This window comes from Blautia sp. An81, from assembly GCF_002161285.1.
Classification (GTDB): domain Bacteria; phylum Bacillota; class Clostridia; order Lachnospirales; family Lachnospiraceae; genus Blautia; species Blautia ornithocaccae.
Genome location: NZ_NFHH01000020.1, coordinates 1 through 17,619 on the forward strand (window position 1 = coordinate 1; position 17,619 = coordinate 17,619).

General features: G+C 42.2%; 18 protein-coding genes. 8 read left to right on the forward strand and 10 right to left on the reverse strand.

What is annotated here, in order from left to right; all coding sequences use genetic code 11:
• Positions 1–1,668: IS66 family transposase (tnpC, locus tag B5G33_RS15145; RefSeq protein ID WP_143276540.1), on the forward strand; the 1,668-nt coding region annotated here is incomplete at its 5' end.
• Between the two features lie 339 nt (positions 1,669–2,007).
• Here the strand turns inward: tnpC and B5G33_RS22410 are convergent.
• From B5G33_RS22410 to B5G33_RS21405, 9 genes are all read right to left on the reverse strand, one after another.
• Entirely contained in the window at positions 2,008–2,403 is a 396-nt protein-coding gene (locus B5G33_RS22410; RefSeq protein WP_330396710.1) for a PD-(D/E)XK nuclease domain-containing protein, read from the reverse strand.
• Positions 2,404–2,482: 79 nt separating this feature from the next.
• The gene (locus B5G33_RS22415) at positions 2,483–3,172 is read right to left on the reverse strand and encodes an AAA family ATPase (RefSeq protein WP_330396711.1); all 690 of its coding nucleotides are present in this window, start codon (positions 3,170–3,172) and stop codon (positions 2,483–2,485) included.
• Positions 3,130–3,651 (reverse strand): AAA family ATPase, encoded by a 522-nt coding sequence (locus B5G33_RS22420; protein WP_330396712.1) that lies wholly within the window; start codon positions 3,649–3,651, stop codon positions 3,130–3,132. Before B5G33_RS22420 ends, B5G33_RS22415 begins: the two co-directional genes overlap by 43 nt.
• A gap of 204 nt (positions 3,652–3,855) precedes the next feature.
• Positions 3,856–4,233 carry a PD-(D/E)XK nuclease domain-containing protein gene (locus B5G33_RS15155; protein WP_087418221.1) on the reverse strand — a complete coding sequence of 126 codons (378 nt, stop codon included), beginning with the start codon at positions 4,231–4,233 and terminating at the stop codon, positions 3,856–3,858.
• Between the two features lie 237 nt (positions 4,234–4,470).
• Complete coding sequence (locus B5G33_RS15160; protein WP_087418222.1) at positions 4,471–5,010, reverse strand: hypothetical protein; 540 nt, start codon at positions 5,008–5,010, stop codon at positions 4,471–4,473.
• Positions 5,003–5,755, reverse strand: a complete 753-nt coding sequence (locus B5G33_RS15165) for an ImmA/IrrE family metallo-endopeptidase (RefSeq protein ID WP_087418223.1) — start codon at positions 5,753–5,755, stop codon at positions 5,003–5,005. Before B5G33_RS15165 ends, B5G33_RS15160 begins: the two co-directional genes overlap by 8 nt.
• Before the next feature lie 5 nt (positions 5,756–5,760).
• Positions 5,761–6,093, reverse strand: a complete 333-nt coding sequence (locus tag B5G33_RS15170) for a helix-turn-helix domain-containing protein (protein ID WP_087418224.1) — start codon at positions 6,091–6,093, stop codon at positions 5,761–5,763.
• A gap of 337 nt (positions 6,094–6,430) precedes the next feature.
• Positions 6,431–7,900, reverse strand: coding sequence for an MBL fold metallo-hydrolase (locus tag B5G33_RS15175; RefSeq protein ID WP_087418225.1), 1,470 nt, complete (start codon positions 7,898–7,900; stop codon positions 6,431–6,433).
• A gap of 54 nt (positions 7,901–7,954) precedes the next feature.
• Complete coding sequence (locus B5G33_RS21405) at positions 7,955–8,095, reverse strand: hypothetical protein (protein WP_158229630.1); 141 nt, start codon at positions 8,093–8,095, stop codon at positions 7,955–7,957.
• A 257-nt stretch (positions 8,096–8,352) separates the two neighbouring features.
• Here B5G33_RS21405 and B5G33_RS21740 point away from each other — a divergent pair, with 257 nt between their 5' ends.
• Both B5G33_RS21740 and B5G33_RS15185 read left to right on the forward strand, forming a co-directional pair.
• On the forward strand, positions 8,353–8,490 hold the full coding sequence (locus tag B5G33_RS21740; protein ID WP_204247402.1) for a hypothetical protein: 138 nt from the start codon (positions 8,353–8,355) through the stop codon (positions 8,488–8,490).
• A gap of 155 nt (positions 8,491–8,645) precedes the next feature.
• Positions 8,646–9,164: a sulfatase/phosphatase domain-containing protein gene (locus tag B5G33_RS15185; protein ID WP_204247403.1), complete on the forward strand. Its 519-nt coding sequence runs from the start codon at positions 8,646–8,648 to the stop codon at positions 9,162–9,164.
• A gap of 120 nt (positions 9,165–9,284) precedes the next feature.
• Here B5G33_RS15185 and B5G33_RS15190 read toward each other — a convergent pair whose 3' ends face one another.
• Positions 9,285–10,985: an AAA family ATPase gene (locus tag B5G33_RS15190; protein ID WP_087418226.1), complete on the reverse strand. Its 1,701-nt coding sequence runs from the start codon at positions 10,983–10,985 to the stop codon at positions 9,285–9,287.
• A 233-nt stretch (positions 10,986–11,218) separates the two neighbouring features.
• On the opposite strand from B5G33_RS15190, the gene B5G33_RS15195 reads away from it, so the two are divergent.
• From B5G33_RS15195 to B5G33_RS15215, 5 genes are all read left to right on the forward strand, one after another.
• Positions 11,219–12,901 (forward strand): sensor histidine kinase, encoded by a 1,683-nt coding sequence (locus B5G33_RS15195; RefSeq protein WP_204247404.1) that lies wholly within the window; start codon positions 11,219–11,221, stop codon positions 12,899–12,901.
• Positions 12,898–14,475: a response regulator transcription factor gene (locus tag B5G33_RS15200; protein ID WP_087418228.1), complete on the forward strand. Its 1,578-nt coding sequence runs from the start codon at positions 12,898–12,900 to the stop codon at positions 14,473–14,475. The genes B5G33_RS15195 and B5G33_RS15200 overlap by 4 nt, the downstream gene beginning before the upstream one ends.
• 90 nt (positions 14,476–14,565) lie before the next feature.
• Entirely contained in the window at positions 14,566–15,831 is a 1,266-nt protein-coding gene (locus B5G33_RS15205; RefSeq protein ID WP_087418229.1) for an ABC transporter substrate-binding protein, read from the forward strand.
• A gap of 302 nt (positions 15,832–16,133) precedes the next feature.
• Positions 16,134–16,778 carry a carbohydrate ABC transporter permease gene (locus B5G33_RS15210; protein ID WP_204247405.1) on the forward strand — a complete coding sequence of 215 codons (645 nt, stop codon included), beginning with the start codon at positions 16,134–16,136 and terminating at the stop codon, positions 16,776–16,778.
• Positions 16,775–17,611, forward strand: coding sequence for a carbohydrate ABC transporter permease (locus tag B5G33_RS15215; protein ID WP_087418231.1), 837 nt, complete (start codon positions 16,775–16,777; stop codon positions 17,609–17,611). The genes B5G33_RS15210 and B5G33_RS15215 overlap by 4 nt, the downstream gene beginning before the upstream one ends.
• The last annotated feature ends 8 nt before the right edge of the window (positions 17,612–17,619 follow it).

Sequence of the window (17,619 nt, forward strand, 5' to 3'; positions counted from 1 at the left end):
GATCCGATTTTTACAGAGGAACAACTGAACAGGATGAGCAGGGATGATATGCTTTCACTGGTAAAGATCATGCAGGGGCATTATCAGAAACAGAAAGAGGCCCTGGAAAAACAGGAAACAAGGATCCAGCTCCTGGAAGAGAAAACAAAGGAACTGGAATTCCTGAACGCCATGCTCTCGGACCGCCTTACCCTTGCCCAGAGGAAACGCTTTGGGGCGTCCAGCGAAAAATATGCGGACGGGTATACCCAGCTGGATCTTTTCAACGAGGCAGAGCAGGAAGCGGATCCCAATGCCCCGGAACCGGACCTGGAAGAGGTCCATCCGTCTTCTTACAAGAGGAAGAAACGTTCCGGCAAAAAGGAGGAAGACCTTTCCTCCTTTGAGACAACCGAAGTGATCGAGTACAAGCTGGCAGGGGCAGACCGTTACTGCCCGGACTGCAATACGAAATACAAGGTTGTCACAAAGGAAACCGTAAAACGGCTGAAATTCGTTCCCGCACGGTTTGAAGTCGTGGAAGAAGTGACCTTTGTATACAGCTGCCCGAAATGCGGAGCCATGAAGCGGCCGGAAAAAACACCGTCCCTTCTGAAAGGCAGCGTGGCAACGCCATCCCTGGTGGCGGGCATCATGAATGCCAAGTATGTAAACGGGATGCCGCTTGCACGTCAGGAACGGGAATTCGCCCGGTACGACCTGAACCTTTCCACAAAGACCATGGCGAACTGGATCATCCAATGCGCGGACCGGTATCTGCAGCCGCTCTACGCTCTGATGAAAGAAGAGCTGCTCCGGAGTAAATATTTACACGGAGACGAAACCCGGATCCAGGTGATTGATGAACCGGGCCAGAAGGGCTCCACCCAGAACTGGATGTGGGTCTATCTCACCGATGAATACAGCGGCTCACCCCGGATGGTCCTCTTCCAATATGAAAGGACCCGCGCCGGATATCATCCGGTGGAATTCCTTGGAGATCAGTTTGAGGGATATTTCACCTGCGATGGTTACCAGGCATACCACAGTCTCCCGGAAAGGATCACTGTAACGGGATGCATGGCCCATGCGAGACGCAGATTTGAGGAAGCCCTGACGGTACTGAAAAAGGATTTCACCAAAGAGCAGCTGAAGGAGACAACCGCATATCAGGCAATGGCACGGATCGGGATGCTCTATAAGATCGAGGAGATGATCCGTGACAAGTCACCGGAAGAACGGTATAAAGAGCGTCAAAAGCAGGCGAAACCGCTTTTAGAGGCTTTCTTTGAGTGGCTTCATACACTGGAGGATTCCGTAGACCGGTCTTCGTTGATCGGTGAAGCTGTCCTGTACACCCTGAACCAGGAAGTTTATCTGAAAAGATATCTGGAGGACGGACACTTAAGCATCGATAATCTGGCAGCGGAACGTGCACTGAAAAACTTTGCGACAGGGAGACGGAACTGGCTTTTCGCAAAGAGCATCCGTGGAGCGCAGGCCAGCGCGGCTGTATACAGCATCACGGAAACCGCCATGCTGAACGGGCTGAAACCCTACAATTATCTCACCTATGTGATGGAGCAGATGAAAGATCTTAGTCCATTCCCGGAAAAGGAAGCTATGCAGGAACTGCTTCCATGGTCCAAAAGCCTGCCGGCTGACTGCCGCAGCAAACTGAAAAAATGAGAGACTAATTTTCCCCCGGTAAATACTGGGGGATTTTCATATTTTGTCAAGATACGGATGATTACCTACTTACAATAAATTCTTAAGAAATTTCTTATACACATGAATTTTTCTTCTGAATATTGGTTTATTTATCCATGTATGGGGTTTTTTGGCGGATTTTTCCGTTAGAACTTTGCAATATCTTCTTTCTTACCCGGAGGGTATTGATTTGCAATCGGTTATCTAAATGATAAAGATACCGCAGTCTGCAAAAATATCTGTCTTCTGCAGACTACGGCGTTCGAAATGTTCTGTAAAATTTTATATGGATTTGAAAATTTTAAATACTGCTTCTCATCATTTCCCTGCCTTCACCATACATTCCTTCCGATAAAATGCCACTCCGTACTTCAAAATATCCTGATACCCTTCCCGGCGGAGTCCTTCCTCATACTTCTGCTCTTCGATCTGCCGGAGGGCCTCGTCACATTTTTTCTCCAGTTCCTGATAGGTCTTCGCCACTTTGAGCTCCAGGATCACTGCTTTTCCCCGGACGCTGGGGTATCTCACCAGGATGTCCGGCCTGCCCTTTCCCGATTCACGGTTGGACTGTACGATATAATTTCCCATAGGCCGCAGCAGCCCTGCCAGGAATCCATGGTAATAGCTCTCCTGATAATCATAAAAGCTGATGGTTTCCATGAGATTCTCCGAAAGGATCTCCGCCATCTTCTCTGTATCCCCTTTTAACAAACTCTCATACAGGGGCGTCAGTTCTTTCTTTTCTGTCTTCTTGTCAATCTTCTCTTCAAACCACCGGAGTACAGCGTTCTTATATATACCGCACCTCGCTGTTGGGGATCGCCATTTCCATGTAGATGGTCTCTCCCTCCTGTCTCTGGGAGATCTTCTTTAAATACCCGGTAAAGAACAGGAAATTCCACAGGTTGTCCTGGGTAGAGTGCATATCATCATAAGTAATATCTTCATGGATGGGCTTCTCGATGGTCCCGCCTTCGATCAGACCCTCAATCTCCTGCTTTACAGAGATGTCTGCATGTTCCACCAGATCTCTCACAATGCTGTTTGAACTGGTATTAGACCAATAGGGCTTGGCAAAGGCCTGTTTATTCTTATAGCAGGAATATACATAATTGATCACACTCCAGGGATTGTAGACCTCCGTCTCCCCGAACCGGTAACCGTCATACCATTTCTGCACCGTCTCCACTTCTTCCTGGGTGAAACCGAAGTGTTCCGCAAAGGTATCGTTGGTAATAGAGACTACATTCAGGTTATTCAGTCCGGTAAAGATGGATTCCCTGCTAATCCCCAGGCAGCCGGTGACTGCGGCAAACTCCAGATAATCATTGGTCTTCAGGGCGGACTCAAACAGGAACCGGATCAGGCTGACCATCCGGTCATAAAAGCCTCCAAAATAAGCGTTTTCCAGGGGAACGTCGTATTCGTCAATGAGGATCACTGACCTTTTGCCATAGACCTGGAAAAGACATTCTGACAAAAACCGCAAAGCTCCCAGGTACTCTTCCGGCTGGGCTTTCCATACAGCAAAACGCCGGAATTTTCCCGGTCTTCTTCCTGATCCAGAGAGTCCAGTATCTTGTCATGCCGTCGGTATTCTCTGGCGATCTCTTCTTTCAGACAATAAAATGCTTCCTCATAAGTAGCCTGTTTCATGGATTTTAATGTAACCGAGATCACCGGATATCTCCCCATATACTCCTTGTATTCTTCCCCTGCCTCCAGGATCTTTGTACCAGAAAAAAGTTTTTCTGTCTCCGGATATTCACAGTCCAGGAAATACCGGAGCATACTCATGTTCAGGGTCTTGCCGAAACGCCTGGGACGGGTAAAAAGATTCACTTTTCCCTTCATATCCAGCAGTTCTTTAATAAAAAGGGTTTTATCCACATAATAATAGCCATGAGTCATTAAGTCTTCGAAATTTTCTACGCCGATAGGCAGCGGCGTCCATGCCATAGAACAACCACCCCGGTAACTTCGGCAAGAAATATGAATAACGATAAATAATCTATTCTAAAATTCTATGAAGCGTCTTAACACCTCGAGTTATATACGTGCATACAGAAAGACCTTTAAGGAAATGCTCTCTTTCCTATAAAGGCCTTTCCGTTTTCCATTATCTCTCAGTGTTTTCTCATATCCGGATTTTTTCTTTGTAAATCACTTACAAGAACCTGCTTTCACCATACATTCCTTCTTATAAAAGGCCACCCCGCATTTCAGGATATCTTGATACCCCTCCCGGCGGAGTCCTTCCTCGTACTTCTGTTCTTCGATCTGGCGCAGGGCTTCGTTACATTTCTTCTCCAGATCCTGGTAGGTCTTCGCTACCTTGATTTCCAGGATTACCGCCTTCTCCCGGACGCTGGGATACCGCACCAGGATATCCGGCCTGCCCCTTCCCGATTGGACTGTATGATATAGTTTCCCATAGGCCGCACCTCGCTGTTGGAGATAGCCATCTCCATGTAGATGGTCTCTCCTTCCTGTCTCTGGAAAATCTTCTTTAAATACCCGGTAAAGAACAGGAACTTCCAAAACTTATTCCGGGTAGAGTGCACATCCTCATAGGTGATCACGCTCCAGGGATTATAGACCTCCGTCTCCCCGAAACGGTATCCATGCCATATTATCAGTCCCCTTTGCAAAATATTCTTGTCAAGGAATAATTCTTTTGTTATATTTAATTTGTTTACATAAATATGTCAAGAAATCTTTTCTTTGACTTACTGCCAAGTCGAGTGCCTGGCAGTTTTTCTATGTAAAGAGTTTCTGCTATACATCTTTCTGTTGGTTTAACATATACCCTGAAAAAGTAGTTGCTGGCAACTTACGCCTTTTAGCTAACATTTTATTCCAAATATTATTGCCTTCTGCTTCTGTTATCAGATTTCTTTTCAATGCTTCTACTAAAATTTCTCCTGTATCTATATGCTTCAAATTATACTTTTCAATATACGGAGCAATATCTCTGTAGTTGTTGCTTGCAAGAATCCCATTATAGGTTTTAGCCAATGCAATTCCGCCTGCTTCGCCATGACCAATACTCTTTTTGCCTTTTTCTCCACGTACAAGTTCAGCATACAATTTATATTCTTCGGTCCCTGTATCAATTGTTTTTATATATACATCCTTATTGCTAATCATTATGTCTGCACGCTGCTTAATGTGTGGAATGCTTGGATTGGACAGTTCATGATAAACCGGTTCCGGTAAAACAATTTTTCCTCCATAAAGTTCGTGTAATATACTGGTGTCGTTGATCCACAAAAATGCGGATAAACAATCTGTGTCAAAAAATAAATCGTCAGTCATTCAGATTAACTTCCTCCTCATCAAAATTGTATACTATATCCGCTCTATATGCATCCAACAAAAGTTCTTCTCTTTTTCCTTCGGAAATAAGTTCTTCTTTTGCCATCTTTTCAACTTTTCTAATATATTCACCAGTTGTAAAATATTGTTTATTTTTATCTGTAGAAAAATATAATTCTTTGCCATATCCCAGCTTGGCAGCTTCTGAGGAAACCGTAATAGCTTTATAATCATCAGCAGTATCATTGCTGAGCAGATTATCAGATACTAATCGATGAAGCATTGCCTGATGACTCACTTGAAAAAACTGTTCTGCATCAATTACCTTCTCAAGATTCCATTTTGCTTTATCCGGCTCATATTCTAGCAACGCATCATATGGCATCAATAAATAACTTGCAAATTGATCTGCTTCTTTTTCTGATTCTGATTTGTCACCACTCATACTCATTTCGCAAATTACTCGTTTCATATTTTCTTCATATAATACATGGTACAGTTCATGCGCCAGCGTAAACCTTTGTCTGCCATAAGAGGTTGTAGAATTTATACAGATAATAATATCTTCATTTTCTTTTGTACACATGCCGCTTATTCGTGATGACATTGGGTATCTAACTATCGTAATTTTTTTTTCTTTCCATCCATTAATGATAGAAAAAATATCAATTGGAGAATACCCATCCTCATTCCACATTCTTCGTGTTCTTAATGCTAATGAATTTAATTCCTGAGCTGTCTTCATAAATTTTAGTCTCCTATCATCTCATTCATATATCGAATGTTCATTACAATTTTATTGATTGCAGCTATACTTTCTAAATCTTCTGTCTGGATTCCATTAGAACGAAATGCAAAATTTAAGGGAATATGATCATCATCTTCTCCCATCAAATACGTATCTAGGCATCCAAACAAGTTACAAATTTTTTCAATTAGTGTAACATTTAAATTTCTCGTTCCATTTTCTAGTTTTGTAATCATTGTTTGATCCACATCTAAATAGTTCGCCAATTGTTCCTGTGTTATCTTGCTTTCTTTTCTAAGTTGTTTTAATCGAATATTTTTTGCTGTGCCCTCCATTTTTATTCTCCTTTCAAAAAACACTTTTCATGTTCACTTATATTATATAGCAGCAATGTCATATTTTCAATATATATATTCACATTTTTTATGACATGTATTGAATTTTATTTGACGCTTACCTACTGATATTCTCTTGGATCGATTGGCAGCACAATAAAAAAAGACGAATAGTTTAGGTATAGTTTAAAGAAGTGCCTACCGTAGAGTCCCTGTTCAATCCCTTGTTGAAGTCCCTGCTGCAGTCCTTGCAGTACTCTCTGAGCCGCTCTTTGTTCCAGGCCCTCACTTAAGTTGCGCATCTGCGGTTGCAGTCTGAGTTATTATTATCTTTTTCTTAAATACTGAAGTTTTTCACTTTATCGTACAAAGTCTGCTTTACTGTGTAATTTACGTTTTTCAGTTCCTGGATATGGTCGCCGTTCGGATGCTTATATCCTTTCCCGTCTTCGCCCACAGAAATGATGGCTTCTCCATATCCTGGAGCGATATTCTTCAGTTTATCCGTTTTCATCTCTGAACCATGGTGAGGCACAATAAGTTTCTCGATTTTTTTATTCAGCAGGCCTACGGGCCAGCTTTCATACTCACAGTCCCCTGAAAAAAGGGCTCTTTTTCCTGATCCAGTATCATCCAGTTCCAGAAGAAGTCCATAATTATTGTTTTTAGTAATCTTTCTTCCTACGCCGTCTCCCTTCCACAATATACCTTTTCTTCCTCTGCATATCTCTGTCCCATTTTTATCATTTGGCACACGAAGAAGCCGGCTATTATAGGACAGATATTTTGCCAGCCTTTCTGCAGACCCGGCGAATTTCATATCTGCAGACTTCTTAGGCTTTGATGATGAAGATATCTGAGGCGTTATCCAGTATTTCTGAAAAGCTTCATCCTTCAGCAGAAAGGCTCCCTTAATATGATCCATGTCCCAGTGTGACAAAATAACCATCGTAGGGCGGCTCTTCTGAATATCGCTCATAGACCGCTGCACCTCTGGTCTTTTACGATCCATAGACTTATTTTGGGAGTCCTTGGGGATTCCCACGTCAAAAAATATCCTGTGCTTTCTGTTCCTTATATATATGCAGTTTGCCTGTCCCACATTATAGACTTTCACACGAAACTTGTTCCGGGCATTATCGAAAACCTGTAGGAAAACTTTCTTCAGCAGCCTCTGGTCATCCTTATCCGGCAGCTTCCATGCATCGATCTTTTTCTGTTCCTCTTTTGTAACCGTTTTGCAGTTCTTATCCCACACGAAATATCCGCTACGTTCTTTAAAAGGACTGGCGCTGAATTCTACGATTCCTTCTATATAATAAGATCCTTCTTCAGAGACAGCATCACTGTTCAGCCAGGCCGTAAACCAACGGTCCATAACTCTCTCTGAAAACATCCCATACTCTCTTTCCTGGGATTTCCTGACAAAGCCGGTAAATTCATAGTAATATGGCTTATAATTCTTTCTAGCTTCTTCTGTCAGAAATCTGTCTGTTCTGTTGGCAAACTCTTCATAATTAAAATACTCATAATCTGCCTGGAGCATTTCTTCAGTCAGAAGAGAAATATGAACAACGAATCCTTCTCTCCTCTCTTCATTCTGAATGTTTTCTCTGATTTCAGGATGGTCCTCGCTAATGATCCTGGCATACACTTTCTGCCTTCCCTTCAGAAAGCCGAAGGGGTTCAGCATCTTTCCAAACTCTGTAAGGTTCCCAATCTTTTGATAATCCTCTTTTTTCGCGGCATGGCCTGCTGTATCCAATGATATGGCCTGCTGCAAAAGTTCTGTCTGTTTTTCTTTCATTCTTTTGATTCCTTTTATCTGGGGTGCAAATACATTTTTTACATATGTATTATTTTAACATACATGGTCTTTGAAAAGAAGCCTGTCTGTAATATCTTGATGAAGGATAAATTTTTGCTGTCCCTGATTGTACAACTCCATCAGATACCGATACATTTGTTCTTTCTTCTCCTCTATTCCTTTCCAGTTACTCATAGATTCTCACAGAAGGAAAGACATTTGAAGTCCACAAAATCTCTCCATAGTAATTTGAAGGTGTTCTGCTCCCTCTTCAATTTCCTTAAAGCTTCTTTTATCCAGGCTGAAGATTATCAAAAACAGACCTTTATCGATCCTTTCCCAAAACAATTTTTCTACTAGATCCCGATTCTCCTCCTACAGCCTGGAACGAATTACTGGAGTATCATAAAAAATTTGTCAAAAAGGAGGGGGATACACAGCTTGCACTGACTATGTTTAAAATAGACGGTCTGATTCAGTGGCATCAAATGATGGCGGCTGCTGTAGTAGTAATTATTCCTATGATCATCTTGTTCCTGTGCGCTCAGAAATATTTTGTTCAGGGAATTGTTACATCAGGTTTAAAATAATCTGCAAAAGTCAATAGGAGGATGTAAAAACCATAGCCCAGTATTTTGAGGAAAACGGATACGAAACCGCATATGTAGGGAAATGGCATCTTGCCAGTGAAAGAATCGATTTTGAAACGGCTCCCCTTGCTGACTATGAAACAAAAGCGATACCTTTGGAGCACAGAGGCGGAGATGACTATAAACGGTCCTGCCATTCCGCATGTCTGAAGGTTCCCCTTGTAATAGCAGGTCCCGGATGCTCCGGAGGCCGGAGAGTCAAAGACCTTGTAAGCACTGCCAGCCTTCCAAAAACTATGCTGGCTATGGCTGGAATTTATGTGGGAGATCAAATGATCGGTGAGGATTTGAAAGATGTGGCCGATGGAAATACCCAGGGAAGAGTCAACAGAGTCTTTGCCCAGATCAGTGAAAGCCGGGTTGGCCGATGTATCCACACGCCAAAATATCTTTACAGTGTCTATGCGCCGGATAAAGATGGATGGAAAGATAAGGACAGCGATTACTACGAAGAGGATTTTTTGTATGATTTAGAGAAAGATCCTTATGAACTCCATAATCTGATCTATGATAAAGAATATGAAGATGTCCGGAAGCAGCTGGCAGAAGAACTGAAAGAAGAAATGGCAAAGGCGGGGGAAAAGGTGCCTGTTATCTGTTCTTCATCTGACTGAACTTAGGGAATTTATTCCTCCAAAAAGGCCTTTAAGATGCTCCATTTTTCTTAAAGGCCTTTTTTCTGATATTTGTACATCTATATGAGCAGGTTCATGGCCGCAGATTCCCATACTTTCTCAGGTCTGGTTCCAGCACCTCCCTGCCTTCACCATGCATTCCTTCTTATAAAAAGCTACCCCGTATTTCAGGATATCTGTATATCCTTCCCGGCGAAGCCCTTCCTCGTATTTCTTCTCTTCGATCTGGCGAAGGGCTTCTTCGCATTTTTTCTCCAGTTCCTGATAGGTCTTCGCCACCTTGAGCTCCAGGATCACCGCTTTTCCCCGGACGCTGGGATACCGCACCAGGATGTCTGGTCTCCCTTTTCCCGATTCCCGATTGGACTCTACTATATAATTCCCCATAGGCCGCAGCAGTCCGGCCAAAAATCCATGGTAATAGCTCTCCTGATAATCATAAAAGCTGATGGTCTCCATGAGATTTTCCGACAGGATCTCCCCCATCTTCTCGGCGTCCCCATTTAGCAGGCTTTCATACAGGGGCATCAGTTCTTTCTTTTCCGTTTTCCTGTCAATCTTCTCTTCGAACCAACGCAGAACTGCGTTCTTGTACACATACCGCACCTCGCTGTTGGGGATGGCCATTTCCATGTAGATGGTCTCTCCCTCCTGGCGCTGGCTGATCTTTTTCAGATAGCCGGTAAAGAACAGGAAATTCCACAGGTTATCCTGGGTAGAGTTCATATCTTCATAGGTGATGTCCTCGTGGATAGGCTTCTCGATGGTTTTCCCTTCTATAAGTTCCTCGATCTCCTTCTTCACAGAGATATCCGCATGCTCGATGAGACTGCGCACAATGCTGTTGGAGCTGGTGTTGGACCAGTAGGGTTTGGCAAAGGCCTGTTTATTCTTATAGCAGGAATATACATAGTTGATCACACTCCAGGGATTATAGACTTCTGTTTCCCCGAAGCAGTAACCATCGTACCACTTCTGTACGGTCCCAAGATTTTCTTCCAGCCCGTAGTCCTTCAGCATCTTCTCCACTTCTTCCTGGGTGAAGCCGAAATGTTCCGCAAAGGTATCATTGGTAATCGACTCTGCCTTCAGGTTATTCAGTCCCGTAAAGATGGATTCCTTGCTGATCCGCAGGCAGCCGGTGATCACGGCAAACTCCAGGCAGTCGTTGGTCTTCAGAGCAGACTCGAACAGGGAACGGACCAGGCTGACCATCCGGTCATAGAAGCCGCCAAAGTAAGCATTTTCCAAGGGGACGTCGTACTCGTCGATAAGGATAACAGACTTTTTACCATAGACCTGGAAAAGGCATTCTGACAAAAAGCGCAAGGCCCCCAGATATTCCTCCGGCTGAGCTTTCCACGCTGCAAAGCGCCGGAATTTTTCCCGCTCCTCTTCCTGATCCAGAGAGTCCAGGATTTTGTCATGCCTCCGGTATTCTCTGGCGATCTCTTCTTTCAGGCAGTAAAAAGCCTCCTCATAGGTAGCCTGTTTCATGGATTTCAGCGTAACAGAAATCACCGGATAATTGCCCATATATTTCCGGTATTCTTCCCCATCCTCCAGGATTTTTGTACCAGAAAAAATCTTTTCTGTCTCTGGATATTCACAGTCCAGGAAATACCGGAGCATACTCATGTTCAGAGTCTTTCCGAAACGCCTGGGACGGGCAAAAAGATTCACCTTTCCTTTCATATCCAACAGTTCTCTGATGAAAGGTGTTTTATCCACGTAGTAATAACCATGTGTCACTAAATCTTCAAAATTTTCAACGCCGATGGGCAGCGGTGTCCATGCCATAGAAAAACCTCCCTTCCCAATGTAGTTTCATTTTACTACATTCGGAAGAGAGGCACAAGGTTCATCCAGATTCCTGTTTTACCTCAAAAGCCCCATTTGAAATTCTTTACTGCCATGTTATTATAAGATTGGTATGTTGACATTTTATAAATTCAGTTAGATCATTATTGGGAATTTTATAGCAGAAAGGAATGAGCGCCGTGCTGAACAAGATAAAAAATAAACTGAATATTATGAGTATGCGATGGAGGATCCTTCTCCTGGGAACACTCATTGTAGTGGGCATGATCATTTCCCAGATCTTCTATTTCTTTTTCGTTACCGTACGCTATTTTGAACAGGAGATCGATCAGGAAAATAAAAGTATCGCTGAAAATATCCAATATGAAATCGACACCTATATCTCTCAGATCATAGGGGAACTGACAAATATATACGACAGAGCAGATCTTCTGGAGCGGATAAAAAACGATGAGCTGGACTATAAAGACAGAAATGCAGCTCACGAGATCATCCTGAGTACCTCTCTCACTTCCGACAATGCAGCCATTTATATTTATAATAACAAGGATCAGCTGGTTAGCGGATATCGAAAAAACTCTTCCTATAAGTATCCTTTTTCTTCGGATATCTATGATGAGTCAGGAAGTCAGACTACAAAGCAGATAATCCAGGAAAGCTCCGGCAGTGTCCTTCTTTTGAGCTATAATGACGACAAAAAGGAAAACTATATCCGCATTGTTTTAAAGCTTTATCAGGACGGTGGAAAAGAACGTATCGGATATATTGTATGTGACATGAATAAATCTGATTTCACCAAAATTGCAGAGAGATATGAGTTTAAAGACCAACAGAGCATGTGGATAGAATCTTCAGATGGAATATTCACCTACCTGATCCAAAATGGCGAAAATATGTCTGTGGAGAAAGAGACTTCGGGAAAAGATTATTATACGGAATCCTCCGGTTCTGAATATGGATACAAAATTGCTTTTGTATATCCCGCTTTTTATATGGAGCCTCAGTTTCAAACACTCCTTGTCAATCTTATTTTTATGAGTATCTTTATTATCGTTCTTTGGGGCAGCATTATTATCATCAGCTCAAAGAAAATGACCAATCAGCTCAGCGGCATGATATCCTCCTTAAAGGAAATTGAAAAAGGAAATATGAATGTCCGGATTAAAAATATCTGGGATAACGAATTCGGCAGAATAGGAAAACATATCAACCGCATGATGGATCAGATCCAGAAGCATATATATGAAGAATATCAGTTAAAAATGAGTCTCAACGAAGCAAAATACTATGCCCTTCAGGCTCAGATCAATCCTCATTTTCTTTTTAACACCTTGGGGACAATGGCAGGAATCGCAGAGGTACAGGACTGTGGTCTTGTAAAAAATATGTGCGAAGCTTTATCCGATATTTTCCGATATAATATTATGGGAAATATTGATAAACAGTTTGTTCGTCTTGAGGAAGAGATCAGTCATATTAAAAATTATATGTATATCGTAAATATACGCAGAGGTGGGGATATACAGCTAGATATTCATGTAGAAGAGAAATATCTAGACCAACAGATTCCCAAGCTTTCTCTTCAGCCTCTCGTAGAAAATTCTGTGGAACATGGGATGAAAAACAAACGTGGGGAAAAGTTTATCTCTATCTCAGCATGGCAGGAAGAAAACTGTTTTTATCTTGAAACGGCTGATAACGGCACCGGCTTTGAAGAAGGAGCTGTACTTGAATATAAGAAAGAAGAGAAACATTTGTCTATTGGTTTAAAAAATATCGAAGACAGGATCCGCTATCTCTACGGACAAGAATACGGGCTGGAAATAAGCAGAACAGATATGACCCGAGTGCTGCTAAAGCTTCCTGTTTCCGTTGAAGAAAGGAAAAACATATGAAAGTTTTAATCGCTGAAGATGAATATTGGGTGAGAAAAAGCATTGTTTCTATGCTGAAGAAAGAAGAGCTCTCAGATATAGATATACAGGAAGCGGAAAACGGCGAAGAAGCCATCGTCCTTTTGGAATCAAATCCGGCGGATATAATACTCACAGATATAGAAATGCCCTTTGTGGATGGCATCCGGCTAATCCAATGGGTTAAAGAAAACTGTCCCTACAGTGTTGCAGGAGTGATCAGCGGATACAGTGACTTTCCTCTGGTAAAAGAAGCCTTGTTAAACGGAGCTTTAGATTACATACTGAAACCAGTAAAAAGAGAAAGCCTGAAAGAGTGTGTTGATAAGATGGCTGCAGCGGTCAAGGAGAAACAGAGTAATGCCGCACGTATGGAACGCCAGCAAAAATCCGAGACCATGTATCAAAGCTATCTCCAGGATATAGAGTTTAGCCGCTATATAACAGCCCGTCAGCGGCATAACAGTGTATCTATGGAAAGCTATGGGGTCAAAACACCCTTCAGGATGATCCTCATCCGGTATAAATCTAAGTCTGAGACAGGCAAGAACGGCATGAACTCTATTCTGGAAGAAAAGGAAAGAGTGAAAGACAGTCTGAAGAATGTTTTTAATACGAAAGCTGTTTTTTGGAACACTTATAGAGGCCAGGAGTATCTGGTATTTACAGAAGATAATCTGCTTTACTGCAGAGAAAAGACTTCTCTTATTTTTGCAGCTCAGGAAGGCTTCCTATGTGCCAGTATCGGTGAAAAGCAGAAAAATCTTCAGGATATCCCCTCTGAGTATAGGAATCTGCTTTTAAAAATCGTGAAAAATATACGATATAAAAGCCAGAATGAAATCTTTGACTATACACAGCCTGATCCGAAGCAGTATATCCATCTGGTACAGACGGAGCAATATCTGACTCCGTTGAAAAAGGAGCTGGAAAGCAGAAATCTGGAGCAGGTCTACAAAATAGTGATGGACTACATAGGCCTTGGAAAAATATGTGAGGAAAACTGGTACCTGTTTGAGGTTAAGCAGATTATCCAGAGGCTCAAGTCCACTATGGTCAAAGTATTTCAAAGAGATATCTCTGATGAAGATATGACTGAAGGGGACAGCTTATTTGATTCTATGGAACAGGCTCTGGACAGGGAAAATACCAGAGAATTCCTGGAATTGGCCACACAGGTCCTGAAAACCTATATCCAAAGTGAACAGGAACCCGAAGACCAGGAGCCGGAGGATCTGATCCAGAAGGTAAAGCGTTATGTTGAAGAAAATTATACAGATAATATCTCTCTGTCCAGTATTGCAGAAAAGTTTTTTGTAACTCCTTCATATCTTTCCAGGAGTTTCAAAAAGACAGAAGGAGTCAACCTTATTTCCTATATTACTGAAAAGAAAATACAGAAAGCCAAAGAATATATAGAAAAGGGAGAATTGAAATTATCTGAAATAGCTTTCCTGGCAGGATATGACGATTATACTTATTTTAATAAGGTGTTTAAGCGCTATACCGGATATAGTCCAAAAGATTACCAGGCACAGTGCAGGAAGACAGATTAAAGTCAAAAAATTACTAGGGATGAGGGCAAAATATTTCTAATACTTCGTCTTCCCAATGTTTATAATAAGCTCAAAAGGAGGTCGAATAATATGAAAGCAAAAAAATTATTGGCAGTTTGTCTGACTGGTTCTATGATCGCAGCCTGCGCCGCAGGATGCGGCTCCTCTTCCGGGGGCGGGGGAGAAGGCAGCGGAAAAGAGAATATCACCATCCGCGTACTGGCTACAGGTACTGATTATTCAGATATTATTGATGAAGCAGTCAGTGAAAATTTCCCGGAGATCACCCTGGAGTGGGAGACCATCAGCTGGAATGATCTTCAGGGAAAGATGCAGCAATATATGCAGTCCGGAATGCCAGACATCGTGATCGGCAAATCTCAGGATGCTAATAATTACGGAAGTTATGGCGTCTGGGAAGATCTGACTGACAAGCCATATATGGAAAAGGTAAATGAAGCAGCCCTTCCAGGTGTTACTGTTGATGACAAAGTCCTTGGAATGAGCTATACCGCTCTTTATGGAGGGATTTTCTACAACAAAGAAATCTTCGACGAGTATGATCTGGAGATTCCTCAGTCCTGGGACGATATTGAGGAGATCGTGAACATCCTGGAAAGCAACGGGGTCACCCCTTTTGCCACCCATTATATGGAAAATATACTTTATACTACAGCCATTGTGACCGGAAATAACCTGATGGCTGTAAGCGAAAACTGGGGACAGGAGTTTAAAGACGGAGAAAGAAGCGCCACCGATACAGAATTCAGAGAAGGTTATGAGCGTGTAAAATACATGATGGACCATTCCTGGGAGGATACTTATTCTGTAGACCAGACTACCTGTGACGCCAGGTTCGTACAGGGCGAAGCGGCAATGCAGATGGACGGTTCCTGGTGCATCAACAATTATATTTCTCTGGATGAAGATTTTGAATTTGGCGTATTTGCAGTTCCGGATTCCCAGGGGCAGAACAAACTGATCTTTGAGCCGGATCTGACATTCTTTAAATCTGCGGACTCCGAATACTCTGAAGAAATCGATGATATTTTTGAGCTACTTACAGATCCTGAGATAGCCGGACAGGTATGCGACGCTATTGCAGAAGGTTCTCTTATAGACGGAACACAAGTTACTTTCAACAATCCCTGTCAGCCAGATATTGATGAATATGTAAATAACGGCCAAATCATTGACCAGAATATCATAACGAATCAGCTTCCGGCATCTGGTTTCTGGGATGAATGTTCCAGTGATCTTTCTGAGTGGCTTCACGGAAATATGACATTGGACGAAGCTTTAGATGCTGCTGACGGCAGAAGAGATGTCTGTGGATTTAAAACTATAGAAGAGTAACAAGTTCGGCGGCTTCTAGATTATTTCAGAAGCCGCCGCTCTTTCAAATGGGGTATACATATATGAAAAACAAAAGTTCTTTACACAAAAAAATGGAAATCCAGTACGGCACACTGCTTCTCCCTGCCTTTGTCTTATTTTCTATAGGCATTATCCTTCCTATTTTTATGTGTCTTTATTATTCTTTCACTGAATGGGACGGTTTTAGTTCTCATATTAACTTTGTTGGAATACAGAATTATCTGAAAATCTTCCAAGATCCCAGTGTAGGAGAAGCTTGGAAATTTACTATTGTCTTCGCCATGATAAATGCATTTCTGGCAGATATCCTCACCCTGCTTCTAGCCGTTCTTTTCGACAAAGCAGTGAGACTCGCCAAAATATACAGGGCTATTGTATTTATTCCTTGTCTGTTCAGCTCTATTGTAACAGGTTTCGTCTGGAATAAAATTTATGCAGTAGTGCTTCCTGGAATCATGGAAAAGCTTCACCTGGACTGGAATGTGCAGCTTTTAGGCAGTGCAGACACAGTTGTGGCAGGACTTACCATAGCCAATGTGTGGCAATGGACTGGCCTGTGGATGATGATTTATCTAGCAGCTTTACAATCTATATCCACCGACTATTACGAGGCAGCCCGCATTGACGGTGCAAATAGTATTCAGCAATTTTTTAAAATCACTATTCCTCTTCTTATGCCGGCCATCACCACCTGTACCATAGGTCTGACTACCGGCGCATTGAAGACATATGATATCCTGGTAACCTCTACCGAGGGTGGGCCGGGAAGGGCTTCTACTTCCATCATCTATTATCTGTATACGGCAATATTTGAGCATAAGCAATATGGATATGGTTCTTCCATTGCAGTCACACTGATTATCCTGCTGCTTGTCATTGCACTAGTACAGCTGAAATTCTTTAAGAAGAAGGAGGTACAGCTATGACAAAGAAAAAATTTGGTATACAGGGGGTATTGCTCCAGACGCTGGCAACAATAATCGGAATACTGTTCCTGTTCCCTATCCTAATGATTGTAAACTTTGCATTTAAAACTAAAAAAGAATTGTATCTGGACAGTCCCCTTTCACTGCCCGGAGATCCCAGTTTTGACAACTTTATAAATGCCATTGATAAGCTTCATCTGGATATAGCGTTCTTGAATTCTTTATTCTATACAGCTGTCAGTGTATTGATCATGGCACTATTATGTACCATGACTGCCTGGGCCATTGCAAGAGGAAAAAACAGGTTCTTCCGGTTTGCTCTTGTATATTTTGTGATCGGTATTCTTGTCCCTTCTCAGGCTTTGATGCTTCCCATCTATCAGATCTGGAATGGTTTGGGAATGGTAAATTCCAGAATAGGAATTATACTGCTTTATATTTCTACAGGAATGTCCTTTGGAATTTTTCTTCAAACGAATTTTATGTCAACTATTCCTGTAGAACTAGAAGAAGCCGCCCGTATTGACGGATGCAACGTATACCGAACATTTTTCACAATTGTGCTGCCTCTTGGAAAAGCCTCTATGGCAACCATGATTATTGTTCAGTCTTTCACTATCTGGAATGACTTTCTTCTTACCAGCCTTATGGTAAGCAGAGAAAATTTAAGAACTGTTACACTGGCACTGAAACTTCTGTTTTCCGAACACGCAAAAGATTATTCCACAGCTATGGCTGGCATTCTTTTATCTGCGATCCCGGTAATCATTGTATTTCTCTGCCTTCAGAAACAGTTCATTAAGGGAATGACTGTAGGCGCAGTTAAAGGATAGGAGGATAT